We start from the raw sequence: 16,660 nt of genomic DNA, 5'->3' as shown, positions 1-16,660 counted from the left end.
TTGGGGTGGGTGGGGCATGTCCTTGAGGCGACAGTCATGGGGCGTGTGCCCTCAGAGTGACTGCCATTCAGGGATGCTTTTTTGTCCCTGCCGGGGGGTTGTTTTTCGAGGCCGGGTTTCGGCCCGGCGGCCGACCTACTTTCTTATCGCGCGATAAGAAAGTAGGCAAAGAAACGCGCCCAAATGCCCGCGACCCCTGCGCTTCGCTCCGGGGCAACCTGCGTCGTGGCGGTTGCGGGGTTCGCTGCGGAACTCGCTTTGCGCTTCGCGCGCCGCTCAGACAACCGCAGCGAGTCAGATCACGAAGCAGTCCTGTCCTTCGGCAGGACTGCAACCCCGCAACCACCACGCCGCAGGCGCTGACATACGGGAGGTGGTGCGGGCCTTCGCTTCGCTCGGCCCCGGTTTGAAGCCGAGCGGAGCGATGGCGCCGGCTATTGGCTATTGGCTATTGGCTATTGGCTATTGGCTATTGGCTATTGGCTATTGGCTATTGGCTGCCCCAGCCTCCCCCCTTCTGCCCACGCCTGCGTTGGGCGGGATGCGGGGTGGCAGCCCTGCCGAAGGACAGGGCTGCTTCGTTGTCTAGCTTGCCGCAGTTGTTTGAACGGATTGCGCCGCAGGCGCAAGGAGTGAGTTCTGCGGCACACCCCGCATCCCGCCCAACGCAGGTCGCCCCGTAGCGAAGCGAAGGGGTCGTGGGCAGTTCGGGGCGCGCTTCTTTGCTTCCTTTCTTATGGCCGGCACTCCGGTCGCGCGATAAGAAAGGGAGTCGGCCGCCGGGCCGAAACCCGGCCTCGAAAAACAACCACCCGGCAGGGGCAGGCTATGGACCCCATAAAAGAAAAGCGCCACCAGCATCCCTGCCAGCAGCGCCCTCCATCAGCCAATAAAAAGACCGAGATCAGCGAACGGTATCGCCCAGAACAAGCCCTTCACGGCGTGGATCAGCCCCACCTTCCAGCTGCGCCTGCCCATTGCGCTGCACCCGCAAGATGGTGCCGATGCCGCTGGACTGCGCACTGATGGACACCACATGGCCCAGGGCACGCAGGCCGCTGACCAGCGGATCGTCGTTGCCGCCATTGGCCGTGTTGATGTTGGGGTGCTCGCCGCCCACGTTGGTGGTCGGGCTGTTGGCCGCGCCGAAGTCCACCATCGACGTGGCCTGCTGCGCATCCAGACCCCAGTCCAGCGCGCCGACCAGGGTCTTGGTCACGTACTGGATGATGGTGCTGCCGCCCGGCGAGCCCGTGGCCATCTTGAAGTCGCCGGCGGTGCCGTCGGTCTTCAGGTCGAACACCAGCGTGGGCGCCATGGAGCTGCGCGGGCGCTTGCCCGGCTGCACGCGGTTGGCGACCGGGCCGTCGGCGGTGCTGGGGATGGCCGCGAAGTCGGTCAGCTGGTTGTTGAGCACGAAGCCGCGCGTGACGTGAAAGGACCCCATGCTGGACTCCACCGTGGTCGTCATGCTCAGCGCGTTGCCCTTGGCATCGACGATGCTCATGTGCGTGGTGCCGGCCTCCTTGACATCGACCACGCCCTGCGAAGGCGTGCCGAAGTTGCCTGCCTGGGCCGTGCCCATGCTCTTGGTGGTGGAGATGAGGGCGGCGCGCTGGCGCAGGTAGCTCTTGTCCAGCATCAGGGCCGGCGAGCCGCCGGGCAGGGACACGAAGTCGGTGTCGGCCACGTACTTGTCACGGTCGGCATAGGCCAGGCGCAGGGCTTCGCTGACCAGGTGCACGCCCATCACCGAGGGCTTGCCGCCCTCGCCATCGATGGCCGTGGGCGCATAGGCCTTGAGGTCGAAATTCTCCAGAATGCCCATGGCCTGTGCCACGGCGATGCCGCCGGAAGACGGCGGCGGCATGCTGCAGACCATGTAGCGCGCGCGGTAGGTGGTGCAGACGGCCTCGCGGCGCTTGGCCTCGTAGCTGGCCAGGTCCTGCAGCGTGGTCTTGCCGGGGGTGATGGGCGCACCGTCCGAGACGGTCTGCGTCACGCCCACCTTGCTGACGATGGCCTGGGCCAGGTCGCCACGGTAGAAGGCATCGGCACCGCCCGTGGCGATGCTGCGCAGCGTGTCGGCATAGGGCTGGTTGACGAACTTGGCGCCCAGCGCCAGCGGCTTGCCCTGGGCATCGAAGTAGAGCTTGGCGGCATCGGCATCGCGCGCCAGCTCCGTCTTGGAGCCCTCCAGCGCGGCGGCCATGCGGCCGCTGATGGGAAAGCCCTTGCTGGCCAGGTCGATGCCCGAATTGAACAGTTGGGGCCACGCGGTCTTGCCGTAGTCCTTGTGCGCGAGTTCCAGCATGCGCACCACGCCCGGCGTGCCGATGGAGCGGCCGCTGGAGCGCGCCGAAGGCTTGGGCGCGGTCTGGTCGGTGGCATCGTCCACGTAGCGCAGGTAGTTTTCCGTGGCGGCAGCCGGCGCGGTCTCGCGGCCGTCATAGGCCACGACCTTGCCCGTGGCCGCATCGCGGTAGAGCATGAAGGCGCCACCGCCGATGCCGCTGGACTGCGGCTCCACCAGGCCCAGCACCATCTGCACGGCCACGGCCGCATCCACGGCCGAGCCGCCGGACTTGAGCACCTCGCAACCGGCCTTGGACGCCAGCGGGTTGGCCGTGACCACCATGTACTTGGAGGTGTGCAGGGCCTTCTTGCCGAGGCGGTAGCCCGACGAGGGTTCGGGTGCGGCCGGATCACCGGGCAGGCCCGAGCCCACGACCACGCTGCCATCGCCCGAGGTGATGGCGCAGGCCGCCAGGTCGTCCTGGCCCGATCCGCCATTGCCACCACCACCGCACGATGCGAGGAACAGCGGCGTGGCGGCCGCAAGGCCGATCCACTGCCATGCAGGCAGGCGTTGCCTGGAAGGGGGTTGCTTCATGAAATGTCTCCTTGTGGTGCGTGGAATGCGTTGATCTTGTTCACCTGGGGCAGCACCCGCCCGCAGGCTTGCCGCGAGCTTACATCCGTTCCACCACCACTTCGCGCAGATGCAGCCACCCCATCAGAGCGGGACTGAAGGGCCCCGTTCGCGGATGGCCGGCCCTGCATGCAAGGTCCGTGCCCGGATCGGGACGGCACCAGCACCGGAAATATCTGGCGGAAAATCCGAACCCGAGCACACCCCAAGGCTGTGCGGCCCGCAGCCTGTGCGGTCGCCCACTTTGGCTTACCATCGCCGGCCCTCTGCTTGATAGGTACAAGCCATGATCCGCGTCTCTGAACTGAAACTGCCCCTGTCGGCAGTGCAATACCACCCCGACAGCCATACCGAATATCTGCCCCTGGAGCCGCTGCGCGCCCTGGCCGCGCGCCAGCTGGACATTGCCGAGGAGGCCATTGCCTCCGTGCATGTGCACAAGCGCAGCTTCGATGCGCGCAAGTCTGAGCTGCTGGCCGTCTACATCGTCGACCTGACGCTGGCCGACGAAAGCCAGGAAGCCGCGCTGCTGGAACAGTTCTCCAGCCATGCCCATGTGAACCCCACGCCCGACATGCGCTGGCATGCCGTGGGCCAGGCGCCTGCCGACCTGCAGCGCCGGCCCGTGGTGGTGGGCTTCGGGCCCTGCGGCATTTTTGCGGCCCTGGTGCTGGCGCAGATGGGCTTCAGGCCCATCGTCATCGAGCGCGGCCGCTCGGTGCGCGAGCGCACCCAGGACACCTGGGGCCTGTGGCGCAAGCGCGAGCTGGTGCCCGAGTCCAATGTGCAGTTCGGCGAAGGCGGCGCAGGCACCTTCTCCGACGGCAAGCTCTACAGCCAGATCAAGGACCCGCGCCACCTGGGCCGCAAGGTGATGCAGGAATTCGTCACCCACGGCGCACCGCCCGAGATCCTCTATGCCGCGCACCCGCACATCGGCACCTTCAAGCTGGTGAAGGTGGTCGAGGGCATCCGCGAGGAAATCATCCGCCTGGGCGGCGAGATCCGCTTCGGCCAGCGCGTGTGTGACATGCGCATCGAAGGCGAGGGCAAGGACCGCCGTCTCACCGCCCTGGAAGTGCTGGACCAGGACAGCGGCGAGCGCCAGTGGCTGGAGACCGACCATGCCGTGATGGCCCTGGGCCACAGCTCGCGCGACACCTTCGCCATGTTCTACGAGCGCGGCGTGCACATGGAGGCCAAGCCGTTCTCGGTGGGCTTTCGCATCGAGCATCCGCAAAGCGTGATCGACCGCGCGCGCTGGGGCAGGCATGCCGGCCACCCGCTGCTGGGTGCGGCCGACTACAAGCTGGTGCACCACGCCAGCAACGGGCGCGCGGTCTACAGCTTTTGCATGTGCCCGGGCGGCACCGTGGTGGCGGCCACCAGCGAGCCCGAGCGCGTGGTCACCAACGGCATGAGCCAGTACTCGCGCGCCGAGCGCAATGCCAACGCCGGCATGGTCTGCGCCATCGACCCCTCCGACTACCCGCGCGATGCCAAAAGCTTTGCCTGGGCCTTCGACGGCAAGACCCATGGCGTGGAAAACCTCAAGGACGGCGAGCTGCACCCGCTGTCGGGCATCGTGCTGCAGCGCCAGCTGGAGACCAAGGCCTACCTGCTGGGCGGGCGCAACTACAACGCGCCGGGCCAGCTGGTGGGCGACTTCATCGCGGGCAAGGAATCGGCCGCGCTGGGCGAGGTCGAGCCCTCCTACAAGCCCGGCATCACGCTGACCAACCTGCACCACGTGCTGCCCGCCTATGCCATCGAGGCCATGCGCGAGGCGCTGCCCGCCTTCGGCAAGAAGATCCGCGGCTACGACATGCACGATGCCGTGCTCACCGGCGTGGAAACGCGCACCTCCTCGCCCGTGAAGATCGAGCGCGGCGCGGACTTCCACAGCCTGAACACGCGCGGCCTGTACCCGGCCGGCGAAGGCGCCAGCTACGCGGGCGGCATCCTGTCGGCCGGCGTGGATGGCGTGAAGGTGGGCGAGGCCGTGGCCTGCGCCATCCTCGGGCTGCCCCTGCCCTCGTCGGGGGCACGCGGCTCCGGTGGCGCAGCATGACACCGCGTCCGCCGCGTTTCGCCGCCCCCTCGCGCACCCAGCTGCTGGCCGCCATTGCGGCCATGGGCGTGGTGGTGCTGTCGTCCAACATCCTGGTGCAGTACGCCATCAACGACTGGCTGACCTGGGGCGCCATCACCTATCCGTTCGCCTTCCTGGTGAGCGAGCTGGTCAACCGCAGCTTCGGCCCGCAGCAGGCCCGGCGCGTGGCCTGGGTGGGCTTTGCCGTGGCCGTGGCCGCCTCGCTGGTGCTGGCGCCGCCGCGCATCGCGCTGGCCTCGGGCGCAGCCTTCATTGCCTCGCAGTGGCTGGACATCGGCGTGTTCCACCGCCTGCGTGCGGGCCGCTGGTGGCGTGCCCCCCTGGTGGCCACGCTGCTGGCCGCCTGCCTGGACACCTTCCTGTTCTGGAGCATCGCCTTCGCAGGCGCGGCCGAGCCCTGGGTGACCTGGGCCCTGGGCGACCTGGGCGTGAAGCTGGTGCTGGGCGTGGCGCTGCTGCTGCCGTTCCGCCTTGCCATCGCCCGGTGGTGGAAAGGCCCATCGGCAATCGCCAGCGCCAAATAGAGCCGACGCGGTTCGCACGGACTTGATCTCAAGCCAGGGGCACCGTGCAACGGGAAGCGGCTTCCGCCGCTCAGGGCGAGTCGAATAACTATGGGTTGCGCTGCAGATAGTCCACGGCCAGCGCGGCCAGTGAGCGCGCACCCGTGGGCAGTTGCTTCTCGTCGATATCGAACAGCGGCGAGTGGTTGGACGGCGCCTTCGCGAAATCCTGGCCTGCCGGCGGCGCGCCCAGGAAGTAGAAGAAGCCCGGAACCACCTTCTGGAACTCCGAGAAATCCTCGGAGCCGCTGACCTTGGGAATCACCATGGCCTTGCCGCCCATGGCCAGCTTGAGCGCGGGCAGCGAGGCCTCGGTCAGTGCGGCGGGGTTGGTGGTCACCGGATAGGCCACGGGACCGAAACGCACCTTGGCCTTGGCGCCGCTGGAGGCCGCGATCTGCTCGGCCGTGGCGGTGATGCGCTTGTGTGCCTCCTGGCGCATGTCCTCGTCGAAGGTGCGCAGCGTGCCCTGCATCTCCACGTTGTCCGGGATGATGTTGTAGCGCGTGCCGCCCTGGATGGAGCCGATCGTCAGCACGGCCGGCTCCAGGCTGATGTTGAGCTGGCGGCTGACCACGGTCTGCAGGCCCAGCACCACCTGGCTGGCCGCGACGATGGGATCGACCGCATTCCACGGCGACGAGCCATGGCCGCCCCGGCCCTCGACCTGGATGCTGAGGCTGTCCGAACCCGCCATCAGCGGCCCGCTGCGGTAGCCCACCATGCCCGACGGCAGGTTGGACGTGATGTGCAGGCCGTAGATGGCCTGCACGTCCTTGAGCACGCCGGCCTCCACCATGGCCTTGGCGCCGAAGCTGGGCACATGGCCGTGGGCATCGGCCTCCACGGGAGCGCCTTCCTCGGCGGGCTGGAAGATGAACTTCACCGTGCCGGGCAGCTTGGCGCGCATGCCGGCCAGCGCCTCGGCCGCGCCCATGAGCATGGCCACGTGGGCATCGTGCCCGCAGGCATGCATGACCGAAACTTCCTTGCCCATGTACTGGGCCTTGGCCTTGGAGGCAAAGGGCAGGCCGGTCTTCTCGGCCACGGGCAGCGCATCCATGTCGGCACGCAGCGCCACGGTCTTGCCCGGCTGGCCGCCGCGCAGCACGCCCACCACGCCCGTGCCGCCCACGCCGGTCTGCACCTCCATGCCGAGGCGGCGCAGGTGATCGGCCACCACCTTGGCCGTGCGTTCTTCCTGCCCCGACAGTTCGGGGTGCTGGTGGATGTCGCGGCGCCACTCCACCATCTTGGGCGCCAGCGGCTGGATGGCGGCATCCAGGGCCGCCAGGCCCTGTGCATCAAGCCCCTGGGCGCTGGCCGCCAGTGGCAGGCCGCAGGTCAGCAGCCCGGCCAGGGCGATGGAGCGCAGGCCTGTGCGCGGGAAGGAGGAAGGCTTTGTCTCGGCGCTGGTGTGGAGCATCTTCGTGGTCCTGGAAAGTGGCACAAGCAGCCATGCTAAAAGTGAAGCACGTATGACGGGCACGTCAAAATCGCCATTCGAGGAGCCAGAACCGCCATGCCCCGGACCTTTGTCATCGAGCTGCCCTGCCTGGAGCACAGCGCCATCGGCCACGCCGCGCACCTGGTGGAGATGCTGCGCAGCGCCAACCTGGTCGCCAGCCTGCGCCTGGGCCGGCGCGCACCGCGCTTTGGCTGGCGCTGGGCCGACGGCCAGGGCCGGCCCCTGCCCACCATGCCGCACGCGGACGAAGGCGCGGCAGCCGAAGGGCCCGCGCAGGCCGTCTTCGTGAGCGCGCTGCACTGCCCTGACATTCCCTCCATCCGCGACATCGTCGCCGCGCATCCGGCCCTCGTGCGCCGCATCACCACGGCCTTAGACCAGGGCCTGGCCGTCTGCACGCTGGGCAGCGCCGCCTGGTTTGCGGCAGCGGGCGGCCGCTGCCAGGGCCGGCTTGTGGCCCTGCCCTGGTATTTCATGGGCGGCTTCGGCCTGGACTTCCCGGGCATCGAACTGGCCGAGGGCCAGCCCTTCGTGGACGACAGGCCCTGGCTCAGCGCCTCCCACCCCGAGGCCCTGGCGCCCATGGCCGTCGCGCTCACCCGCCATGCCTTCGGCGACGACCTGGCCGCAGCGCTGGCCGCCGTGCTGCAGCCCGATGCCCAGCGCGAACGCGCCACCCGCGCCGCCCTGCAGGACCGCCGCATTCCCGCCACGCGCAACAGCGTGCTGGCCCATGCCATCGCCTGGCTGGAGGCGCGCGTGGAGCAGCCCTATGACCTGCAGGCCCTCGCGCACGCGGCATCCACCAGCCCGCGCACCCTTCTGCGCCACTTCCAGCAGGAACTGGGCCACAGCCCGCTGGACCACCTGCACCGCCTGCGCTGCGCGCGGGCCCGGGTGCTGCTGGAGATCACGCTGGAGAGCGTGCCGTCCGTGGCGCTGGCCTGCGGGTATGGGGATGCCTCTGCGTTTCGGCGGGTGTTCTTGCGGTATGTGGGGATGGCGCCTGCTGCCTATCGGGAAAGGCATGCGTTGAGGGCGCCGAGGAGGCGGTGGAGGGTGGGGGCTGCTTGATTGTTTTTGCCCCTGCCGGGTCAAAAAACAGACCCGAGAACAAGAAAGACTCAGTCCACCGTCACCTTCGCCTCCCGAATCACCCTCCCCCACTTCTCCGTCTCGGCAGCAATGAACCGATCGCACTCCTCAGGCGTGGACCCCTCCGCAAACGTCCCCATCACCTGCTCCAGCCGCTGCGACACCTCGGCACTGCGGATGATGCGCGACACCTCGGCGGACATGCGCTGCACGATCTCGCGCGGCACGCCGGCCGGCGCGATCATGGCCGCCCAGGTGCTGCCCAGCAGGCCGTCGTAGCCCTGCTCCACGAAGGTGGGCACGTCGGGCAGCGCGGCCAGGCGCTTGTCGCTGGCCACGCCGATGAGGCGGATGCGGCCGGCCTTGGCGGGCTGGATGAGGTTGGGCGGCGGGTCCAGGAACAGCGGGATCTGGCCGCCCATGAGGTCGGCCAGCGCAGGCGCGGCGCCCTTGTAGGGCACGTGGACCATGTCCGTCCTGGTGAGCAGCTTCATCAGCTCGGTGGTCAGGTGGGCGCTGGAGCCGCTGCCCGAGGAGCCGAAGCCCACCTTGCCCGGATTGGCCTTGGCATAGGCGATCAGCTCGGGCGTGGTCTTGAAGGGCGCGTTCATGGCCACGGCCCCGACCAAGGGCGAGACGCCCATGAGCGAGACGCCGACCAGGTCCTTCTTCGGGTTGTAGGGCAGCTTGGGATAGAGCGTGGTGTTGGCCGCATAGGCCGCGATGACCACGCCGAAGGTGTGCCCGTCCGGCGCGGCCTTGGCGATCTGGTCCACGCCGATGATGCTGTTGGCGCCAGGCTTGTTCTCCACGATGACGGGCTGGCCCAGGGCCTTTTGCAGGCCGACCTGCAGCAGGCGCGCCATCTGGTCGGTGAAGCCGCCTGCCGTGTACGGAACGATGATGCGGATGGGCTTGGAGGGCCAGGGGCTCTGGGCCCAGGCCGAGGGGGCCAGCACGGTGGTGGCTGCTGCAGCGGCGGCAGCGGTCGATTGCAAAAAGCCGCGGCGGGAAGTCGAAGGCATGGTGTCTCTGGATTCTTCTAAGTTGAAAAATGGCCCCCACGCTACCCTTGCTGCGCAAGGTCCGCTGCCCCCCAAGGGGGCCGCTTTTCATCTTGGGGCGGCCCGGCGATGAAAAAACGCCACGCAACAGCGCAGCGTCGGATGGAAAACAAGGCTCAATACCCCCGCGCCACATCCACAAGGTTGAGCAGCGGCTCGCCCGCGCGCAGGCGGCGCAGGTTCTCCAGGCACTGGCGGGCCACGGTGTCGGCCGAGGCCTGGGCCGCGATGTGCGGGGTGACAAAGGCCTTGGGATGGCCCCAGACCTTGTTGTCGGGCTGGGGCGGTTCGTCGCGCAGCACGTCCAGCGCGGCGCCGGCCAGGTGGCCTTCGTCGAGCAGGGCCAGCAGGTCGTCTTCCACCACCTGCTCGCCGCGCCCCACGTTGATGAAGTAGGCGCCGCGCGGCAGCAGGGACAGGGTGCGGCGGTCCAGCAGGTCGCGCGTCTCGGGCGTGAGCGGCAAGGCGCAGACCAGGATGTCGCTGGTGGACAGCAGTTGCTTCAGACCTTCGGCACCGCTGTGCGTGGCCAGGCCTGCAATGCTCTTGGCGCTGCGGCTCCAGCCTGCGACGGGGTAGCCGATGGCCTGCATGGCGCCGGCCACGAAGCGGCCGACCTCGCCCAGGCCCAGGATGCCCACGCGGCAGTCTGCGCTGGCGCGTACGGGGCGGCGCAGCCAGTCGCCGGCCTGCTGCTGGCGCGCGAACAGGTCCAGCTCGCGCGTGTGACGCAGCGCGGTGCCGACCACGTACTGGGCGATCTCCACATGCTGCTGCGGATCGACCGTGCGCGCCACGGGCAGGCCGGCCGGCAGGTCGGGCACGGCCAGCAGCTTGTCCACGCCCGCGCTGGGCGCGCACAGCAGCTTCAGGCCCGGATAGGCCGGCAGCACGCCCGGCTTGAGGCTCCAGGCGAGCATGGCCTCGACCGCATCGGCCGGCGCCTCCTCGCGGTGGCCCCAGACCTGCACGCCGGGCGCCAGCGCGCGCAGCGAGTCGACGATGGGCGCGCCCATGCTCGGGTGGATATTGACCAGAATTCCCATGGTTTCCTTCAGTCCTTGTAAGAAGGGTCTATGCGGTCCAGGCGGCGCAGCAGGCCGGGCCAGGCCAGGCCTGCGCCCTTGCCCTTGGTGACCTGGCGCGACTGGTTGACCGCGTCGGCAATGATGTCCTGCGGGATGCGCGTGAGCTCGCCGCCGCCCGACTGCGCCAGGATCTGGATGCGGCAGGCCGACTCCAGCGTGTACATGGCCAGCACGGCCTCGGCCACGTTGCGGCCGCAGGTCAGCAGGCCGTGGTTGCGCAGGATGAGGAAGTTGCTGGCGCCCAGGTCATCGACCAGGCGCGGCTTCTCGTCGTCGCGCAGGGCCACGCCTTCGTAGTCGTGGTAGGCCAGGCGCGCCAGCGGGAAGATGGACTGCTGCGAGATGGGCAGCAGCCCTTCCTTCTGCGCCGAGACGGCCACGCCATAGCGCGTGTGCGTGTGCAGCACGCACTGCACCTCGGGGCGGCCGTCGTGGATGGCGCTGTGGATGACGAAGCCGGCCGGGTTGACGTCGTATTCGGTCTCCATCAGCGGCCGGCCCTCGTGGTCCACCTTGACCAGGCTGGACGCGGTGATCTCGTCGAACAGCATGCCGTAGGGGTTGATCAGGAACTGGTCGGGCTGGCCCGGCACGCGCGCCGAGATGTGGGTGAAGATCAGGTCGTCCCAGCCGAAGTGGGCGACCAGCCGGTAGGCGGCGGCCAGCTCGATGCGGGTCTGCCATTCCTCGGCCGTCACCTGGCGGCGGACCTCGGACATCGTGGTGTCGTTGCTCATGGGGTGTACCTCTTGGTGGACATCGTGGTGGACATCGTTTGGAGAAAGCATCCGCCGGTTCAGCGCCCCGTCGCGTACTGGTCGCGCAGCTCGCGCTTGAGCACCTTGCCGATGGCGCTGCGCGGCAGCTCGGCAATGAAGCGCAGGTCCGCCAGGCGCTGGGTCTTGCCGGCCCGCTGGTTGTACCAGCCCATGATGTCCTCGGGCAGGGCCGGCTGCCCCGCGCGCGACACCACGTAGGCCACGGGCGTCTCGCCCCATTGCTCGGACGGCACGCCGACCACGGCCACGTCGTCCACGGCCGGGTGGGCGCGCAGCTGGGTTTCCAGGTCGCTGGGGTAGATGTTGAAGCCGCCGCTGATGATCATGTCCTTGCGGCGGTCGAACAGGGTGAGGAATCCATCGGCATCGAAGCGGCCCACGTCGCCCGTGCGGATGAAGCGCTTGCCCGTGGGGTCGAACCATTCGGCCTCGCGCGTCTTGGCGGGCTGGCCGTGGTAGCCGGTCATCATGCTGGCAGAGTGGCCCACGACCTCGCCATCCTCGCCCGGGGCAACCTCTCGGCCGTCCTCGTCGATGAGGCGGATGTCATGGCCCTCGGCGGGCCTGCCCACGGTGTGCAGCTTGTCCTGGTGCAGATGGGCTTCGAGGATGCAGGTGCCGCCGCCTTCGGTCATGCCGTAGAACTCGGTCAGGCTGCCGGGCCAGCGCGCCACCACGTCGGCCTTGAGCTCGGCCCGGAACGGCGCGCTGGTGCAGAACTTGGCGCGGAAGCTGGACAGGTCATGCTCGCCGAACTGCGGCAGCGCCATGATGCGCTGGTACTGCACGGGCACCAGCATGGTGTGGGTGACGCGGTGCTGCTGGGCCAGCTGCAGGTAGCGGGCCGCGTCGAACTTGGGCATCAGTACCACGCAGCCGCCGCTGCCCAGCGTGGGGAAGAACACCACCAGCGTGGTGTTGGAGTACAGCGGCGTGGCCAGCAGCGTCGTGCCATCGGGGCCATAGCCGTAGACGCTGCCCCGGTTGATGTGGGCCCAGCGCATGCCGTGCGACTGCACGATGCCCTTGGGGGTGCCCGTGGTACCCGAGGAATAGATGATGTTGAACGGCGCGGCCGGCTCCACGCTCACGGGCGCGGGCTGCGCGCCTTCGGGCGCCAGCCAGTCGTCAAAGGCACGGCCGGGCGCGGCGCCGTCCAGCGAGATGCATTGCAGGGCGCTGTCGGCAGGCACCAGGTCCTGGGCCGCCTTGTCGAGGAACAGGTGGCGCGCCTGGGCATCGCGCAGCATGGAGGCCAGGCTGTCGGCCGTGGAGGACGGCGCCAGCGGCGCAACCACCACGCCCGCGCGCAAGGCGCCCAGGAACAGCGCGGCATAGCGCACCGAGTTCAACGCGCAGATGGCAATCGCCTGGCCAGGCTGCACGCCGTCGCGCTGCAGCGCGGCAGCCACGCGGTCCATGAGGGCGTCAAGCTGCGCGTAGCTCAGCGTCTGCTGGTCGTCGCGCAGCGCGGCATGGGCAGGCTGCTGGCGCGCGTGGCTGCGGATCAGCTCGGCCAGCGTTGTGAAGGGCGCATCGGGCGAAGGCAGGGTAACAGTCATGAAGGGCTCCGTTCCAGGAATTCACGAATCTCAAGCGGACTGCGCCCGCCAGCCCCCTGGCCCTGCGGGCGCATTGGAGGACAGGCCTACTTGGCGGCCAGGCCCAGGCGGTCGATCAGGACCTTGTCCTTGGCATACGCCTCGCGCACCCACTGCGCATAGTCGGCGCCGGAGCGGTACCAGGCGTCCTGGTTCAGCTGCTTGAGCACCTCGATGTGGCGCGGGTCATCCATGGCTTTCTTGAAGGCGTCGTGCAGCTTGCGCACCACGGCCGGGTCCATGCCCTTGGGGCCGGCCAGTCCGTAGGGCGAGGTGGAGACCACGCCATAGCCCAGTTCCTTGGCCGTGGGCACGTCGGGCCAGCGCTGGGTGCGCTTTTCGCCGAAGGTCATGAGCAGGCGCATCTGGCCGCCATCCACATAGGTGTCCCAGCCCGAGGCATCGCTTTGCGCGGCCACGTGGCCGCCCAGCAGGGCCTGCTGCAGGTCGGCGTTGCCCTTGAAGGGCACGTGGTTGAGCGTGACCTTGGCGTTCTCGGCCAGCTCCTCCATCAGCAGGTGGGGCGAGGAGCCTATGCCGGTGGAGCCGTACTCGATCTTGCCGGGGCTCTTGCGCGCGGCGGCAATGTATTCGTTGAAGCTCTTGTAGGGCGAGTCCGAGCGCACCGTGAAGCCGAAGGTGTAGCCCGAGACGCCGATGATGTAGGTGAAGTCCGTGACCGGGTTCCAGGCCGTCTTCTGCATGTGCGCCATGCGCAGCATGGACATGGGGAACTGGGTGATGGTGTAGCCATCGGGCTTGGCCGTGCGCGACATGTTGCCCGGGCCCAGCGTGCCGCCCGCGCCGGGCTTGTTCTCCACGATGATGGCCTGGCCCAGCTGCTTGCCCGCGATGTCGGCCAGGGTGCGCATGTGGCGGTCGGTGGAGCCGCCTGCGGGGAAGGGCACGATCAGCGTGATCGGGCGCGTGGGAAAGTCGCTGGCCTGGGCCCATGCCGGCGCGCTGGCGCCCGTGGTGGCCACAAAGACAACAGCCGCAAGCGCAAGGCTGCGGCGGCCAATGGAAATCTGCATGTCTGTCTCCTGCATCTCTGAACCAGGTGGGGCCGGGGCACATGCCTTGTGTGCCGCTCTGGCCAGGGCCCGGATACTTCACCCGGGCCCGTTGGCACCGCCTCCCGGTGCGGCGCCTTGCATTCTTACAGCGACTGCACCAGCTCGGGCACGGCCTGGAACAGGTCGGCCTCCAGGCCGTAGTCGGCCACCGAGAAGATCGGTGCCTCGGGGTCCTTGTTGATCGCCACGATCACCTTGGAGTCCTTCATGCCGGCCAAGTGCTGGATGGCGCCCGAGATGCCCAGGGCGATGTACAGCTGCGGGGCGACGATCTTGCCGGTCTGGCCGACCTGCAGGTCGTTGGGCGCATAGCCCGCATCCACCGCAGCGCGCGAAGCGCCGATGGCCGCGCCCAGCTTGTCAGCCAGGGGCGTGATGACTTCCTGGAACTTCTCGCTGCTGCCCAGCGCGCGGCCGCCGGAGACGATGATCTTGGCGGCCGTCAGCTCGGGGCGGTCGCTCTTGGTCACTTCACGGCCCACGAAGCTGCTCTTGCCGCTGTCGCCAGCGGCCGCCAGCTGCTCCACCTGGGCGCTGCCGCCCGTGGTGGCCGCTGCGTCAAAGCCCGTGCCGCGCACGGTGATGACCTTGATCTTGTCGCTGCTTTGCACCGTGGCAATGGCGTTGCCCGCGTAGATGGGGCGCTCGAACGTGTCGGCGCTGTCCACCTTGGTGATGTCGCTGATCTGGGCCACGTCCAGCTTGGCGGCCACGCGCGGCGCGGCGTTCTTGCCGCTGGCGGTGGCGGGGAACAGGATGTGGCTGTAGTTCGAAGCAATCGCCAGCACTTGCGCCGCGATGTTCTCGGCCAGGCCGTCCTTCAGGCTGGCGCCGTCGGCGTGGATGACCTTGGCAACGCCGGCGATCTGGGCCGCAGCCTGCGCAGCGGCGCCGGCATTCTCGCCCGCCACCAGCACATGCACGTCGCCGCCGCAGGCCAGGGCCGCAGTGACGGTGTTGAGCGTGGCGCTCTTGATGGAAGCGTTGTCGTGTTCTGCAATAACGAGGGATGTCATGTCGCTGTCTTCCTTAGATCACTTTGGCTTCGTTCTTGAGCTTGCTGACCAGGGTCGCCACATCGGGCACCTTCACGCCAGCGCCGCGCTTGGCGGGCTCGGCCACCTTGAGCGTCTTCAGGCGCGGGGCCACATCCACGCCCAGCTCTTCAGGCTTGACCGTGTCCAGCTGCTTTTTCTTGGCCTTCATGATGTTGGGCAGCGTGACGTAGCGCGGCTCGTTCAGGCGCAGGTCGGTGGTGATGACGGCCGGCAGGCTCAGGGCCAGGGTTTCCAGGCCGCCGTCCACTTCACGCGTGACATTCACCTTGTCGCCAGCGACTTCGACCTTGGAGGCGAAGGTGGCTTGCGGCAGGTCGGCCAGGGCCGCCAGCATCTGGCCGGTCTGGTTGGCATCGTCGTCGATGGCCTGCTTGCCCAGGATGATCAGGCCGGGCTGCTCCTTGTCGACCAGCGCCTTGAGCAGCTTGGCGACGGCCAGGGGCTGCAGCTCCTCGGTGGTCTCCACCAGGATGCCGCGGTCGGCACCGATGGCCATGGCCGTGCGCAGGGTTTCCTGGCACTGGGCCACGCCGCAGGAGACGGCGATGACTTCGGTGGCCACGCCCTTTTCCTTGAGGCGAACGGCTTCTTCGACGGCGATTTCGTCAAAGGGGTTCATGCTCATCTTGACGTTGGCGATGTCCACGCCCGTGCCGTCCGACTTCACGCGGACCTTCACGTTGTAGTCCACGACACGTTTGACGGGTACAAGGATTTTCATGAGAAAGCTCTTTCCTGGTTTTTGAAGTACGACTTACGCAAGAAGGAACAAGGCAAGCGGCTTGCCATGGGGCGCAGCACGTTGTCGCATCCTGTTTGCGTAAGTCCTGTGAAGATGGGCGGTCAGCGGGCCAGGCCGGCCAACCGCTCGTTGATCAGTGCATGGGCCTGGTCCATGATGCCGGAGATCAGCTGCTGGACCGTGGGCACGTCGTGGATCAGGCCGGCCACCATGCCACAGGACCAGACGCCTGCGTCCATGTCGCCGTCATGCATGATGCGCGGATAGACGCCGGCCACCTCGGGCGCGATGTCGGCAAAGGTGATGGCCGCGCCCAGCTCGCGCTCCTTTTGCAGCAGGCGCTCGGTGGCCGGGTTGGTCAGCACGCGCTCGGTGTTGCGCAGCGGGCGCATGACCAGGCGCGTGTCCAGCTCGCTGGCCGCGACGATGGCCTGCTTGACGTTGTCGTGCACGGGCGCTTCCTGGGTGGCGATGAAGCGCGTGCCCATGTTGATGCCCTCGGCGCCCAGCGCCAGCGCAGCCACCAGCGAGCGGCCGTCGGCCATGCCGCCCGAGGCGACGAAGGGAATCTTCAGTTCTTCGGCCGCGCGCGGCAGCAGGATGAAATTGGGGATGTCGTCCTCGCCCGGATGGCCGCCGCATTCGAAGCCGTCCACGCTGATGGCGTCGCAGCCGATGGCCTCGGCCTTGAGCGCATGGCGCACCGAGGTGCACTTGTGGATGACCTTGATGCCGGCTTCCTTGAGCGCGGGCAGCCATTTCTGCGGGTTGTTGCCCGCCGTCTCCACGACCTTGACGCCGCCTTCGATGATGGCCTTGACGTAGCCCGGGTAGTCGGGCGGGTTGACCGAGGGCAGGAAGGTCAGGTTGACGCCGAAGGGCTTGTCCGTCATCTCGCGGCAGCGCGCGATCTCGCGCGCCAGCAGCTCGGGCGTGCGCTGGGTCAGGCCCGTGATCAGCCCCAGGCCGCCCGCGTTGGAGACGGCGGCGGCCAGCTCGGCCAGGCCCACATGGTGCATGCCGCCCTGGATGATGGGATGCTCGATGCCAAAGAGTTCGGTGATGCGTGTCTTCATGTCGA

Annotated in this window: 13 protein-coding genes; 3 read left to right on the top strand and 10 right to left on the bottom strand. The window is 68.3% G+C overall.

Annotated features, from left to right (window positions below):
- Positions 1–904: 904 nt before the first annotated feature.
- Positions 905–2,893: a gamma-glutamyltransferase gene (gene ggt / locus GRX31_RS12690; RefSeq protein WP_017406720.1), complete on the bottom strand. Its 1,989-nt coding sequence runs from the start codon at positions 2,891–2,893 to the stop codon at positions 905–907.
- Positions 2,894–3,218: 325 nt separating this feature from the next.
- On the opposite strand from ggt, the gene GRX31_RS12685 reads away from it, so the two are divergent.
- Positions 3,219–5,003 (top strand): NAD(P)/FAD-dependent oxidoreductase, encoded by a 1,785-nt coding sequence (locus GRX31_RS12685; RefSeq protein ID WP_160852976.1) that lies wholly within the window; start codon positions 3,219–3,221, stop codon positions 5,001–5,003.
- Positions 5,000–5,569: a VUT family protein gene (locus tag GRX31_RS12680; protein WP_016454772.1), complete on the top strand. Its 570-nt coding sequence runs from the start codon at positions 5,000–5,002 to the stop codon at positions 5,567–5,569. Before GRX31_RS12685 ends, GRX31_RS12680 begins: the two co-directional genes overlap by 4 nt.
- Positions 5,570–5,657: 88 nt before the next feature.
- On the opposite strand, the gene GRX31_RS12675 is transcribed toward GRX31_RS12680, so the two are convergent.
- Positions 5,658–7,034, bottom strand: a complete 1,377-nt coding sequence (locus GRX31_RS12675) for an amidohydrolase (protein WP_016454773.1) — start codon at positions 7,032–7,034, stop codon at positions 5,658–5,660.
- 96 nt (positions 7,035–7,130) lie between these two features.
- Here GRX31_RS12675 and GRX31_RS12670 point away from each other — a divergent pair, with 96 nt between their 5' ends.
- Complete coding sequence (locus tag GRX31_RS12670; protein ID WP_160852974.1) at positions 7,131–8,150, top strand: GlxA family transcriptional regulator; 1,020 nt, start codon at positions 7,131–7,133, stop codon at positions 8,148–8,150.
- Positions 8,151–8,200: 50 nt separating this feature from the next.
- On the opposite strand, the gene GRX31_RS12665 is transcribed toward GRX31_RS12670, so the two are convergent.
- The 8 genes from GRX31_RS12665 to GRX31_RS12630 all read right to left on the bottom strand — a co-directional run bounded on the left by GRX31_RS12665 (position 8,201) and on the right by GRX31_RS12630 (position 16,655).
- Complete coding sequence (locus tag GRX31_RS12665) at positions 8,201–9,196, bottom strand: tripartite tricarboxylate transporter substrate binding protein (RefSeq protein ID WP_016454775.1); 996 nt, start codon at positions 9,194–9,196, stop codon at positions 8,201–8,203.
- A 155-nt stretch (positions 9,197–9,351) separates the two neighbouring features.
- Complete coding sequence (locus GRX31_RS12660; RefSeq protein ID WP_017407809.1) at positions 9,352–10,281, bottom strand: 2-hydroxyacid dehydrogenase; 930 nt, start codon at positions 10,279–10,281, stop codon at positions 9,352–9,354.
- A gap of 8 nt (positions 10,282–10,289) precedes the next feature.
- A complete protein-coding gene (locus tag GRX31_RS12655; protein ID WP_012203336.1) occupies positions 10,290–11,060 on the bottom strand; it encodes a class II aldolase/adducin family protein in 771 nt (256 codons plus the stop codon).
- Between the two features lie 59 nt (positions 11,061–11,119).
- Positions 11,120–12,664 (bottom strand): class I adenylate-forming enzyme family protein, encoded by a 1,545-nt coding sequence (locus GRX31_RS12650; protein WP_160852972.1) that lies wholly within the window; start codon positions 12,662–12,664, stop codon positions 11,120–11,122.
- A gap of 86 nt (positions 12,665–12,750) precedes the next feature.
- A complete protein-coding gene (locus GRX31_RS12645) occupies positions 12,751–13,737 on the bottom strand; it encodes a tripartite tricarboxylate transporter substrate binding protein (protein ID WP_016450812.1) in 987 nt (328 codons plus the stop codon).
- Between the two features lie 125 nt (positions 13,738–13,862).
- Positions 13,863–14,795: an electron transfer flavoprotein subunit alpha/FixB family protein gene (locus GRX31_RS12640; RefSeq protein WP_160852970.1), complete on the bottom strand. Its 933-nt coding sequence runs from the start codon at positions 14,793–14,795 to the stop codon at positions 13,863–13,865.
- Positions 14,796–14,808: 13 nt separating this feature from the next.
- On the bottom strand, positions 14,809–15,558 hold the full coding sequence (locus tag GRX31_RS12635) for an electron transfer flavoprotein subunit beta/FixA family protein (RefSeq protein WP_012203332.1): 750 nt from the start codon (positions 15,556–15,558) through the stop codon (positions 14,809–14,811).
- A gap of 122 nt (positions 15,559–15,680) precedes the next feature.
- A complete protein-coding gene (locus GRX31_RS12630) occupies positions 15,681–16,655 on the bottom strand; it encodes an NAD(P)H-dependent flavin oxidoreductase (RefSeq protein ID WP_013804143.1) in 975 nt (324 codons plus the stop codon).
- Positions 16,656–16,660: the final 5 nt, after the last annotated feature.

The sequence above is a fragment of the Delftia sp. CH05 genome, from assembly GCF_009827015.1.
Classification (GTDB): Bacteria; Pseudomonadota; Gammaproteobacteria; order Burkholderiales; family Burkholderiaceae_C; genus Comamonas; species Comamonas tsuruhatensis.
The sequence above is the reverse complement of the archived record's forward strand: the minus strand, read 5'-3'. Positions and strand labels throughout refer to the sequence as shown.

Bases quoted from the DNA above. Each gene is read 5' to 3' on its own strand.
- ggt (WP_017406720.1), bottom strand. From the start codon at position 2,893: ATGAAGCAACCCCCTTCCAGGCAACGCCTGCCTGCATGGCAGTGGATC.
- GRX31_RS12685 (WP_160852976.1), top strand. From the start codon at position 3,219: ATGATCCGCGTCTCTGAACTGAAACTGCCCCTGTCGGCAGTGCAATAC.
- GRX31_RS12680 (WP_016454772.1), top strand. From the start codon at position 5,000: ATGACACCGCGTCCGCCGCGTTTCGCCGCCCCCTCGCGCACCCAGCTG.
- GRX31_RS12675 (WP_016454773.1), bottom strand. From the start codon at position 7,034: ATGCTCCACACCAGCGCCGAGACAAAGCCTTCCTCCTTCCCGCGCACA.
- GRX31_RS12670 (WP_160852974.1), top strand. From the start codon at position 7,131: ATGCCCCGGACCTTTGTCATCGAGCTGCCCTGCCTGGAGCACAGCGCC.
- GRX31_RS12665 (WP_016454775.1), bottom strand. From the start codon at position 9,196: ATGCCTTCGACTTCCCGCCGCGGCTTTTTGCAATCGACCGCTGCCGCC.
- GRX31_RS12660 (WP_017407809.1), bottom strand. From the start codon at position 10,281: ATGGGAATTCTGGTCAATATCCACCCGAGCATGGGCGCGCCCATCGTC.
- GRX31_RS12655 (WP_012203336.1), bottom strand. From the start codon at position 11,060: ATGAGCAACGACACCACGATGTCCGAGGTCCGCCGCCAGGTGACGGCC.
- GRX31_RS12650 (WP_160852972.1), bottom strand. From the start codon at position 12,664: ATGACTGTTACCCTGCCTTCGCCCGATGCGCCCTTCACAACGCTGGCC.
- GRX31_RS12645 (WP_016450812.1), bottom strand. From the start codon at position 13,737: ATGCAGATTTCCATTGGCCGCCGCAGCCTTGCGCTTGCGGCTGTTGTC.
- GRX31_RS12640 (WP_160852970.1), bottom strand. From the start codon at position 14,795: ATGACATCCCTCGTTATTGCAGAACACGACAACGCTTCCATCAAGAGC.
- GRX31_RS12635 (WP_012203332.1), bottom strand. From the start codon at position 15,558: ATGAAAATCCTTGTACCCGTCAAACGTGTCGTGGACTACAACGTGAAG.
- GRX31_RS12630 (WP_013804143.1), bottom strand. From the start codon at position 16,655: ATGAAGACACGCATCACCGAACTCTTTGGCATCGAGCATCCCATCATC.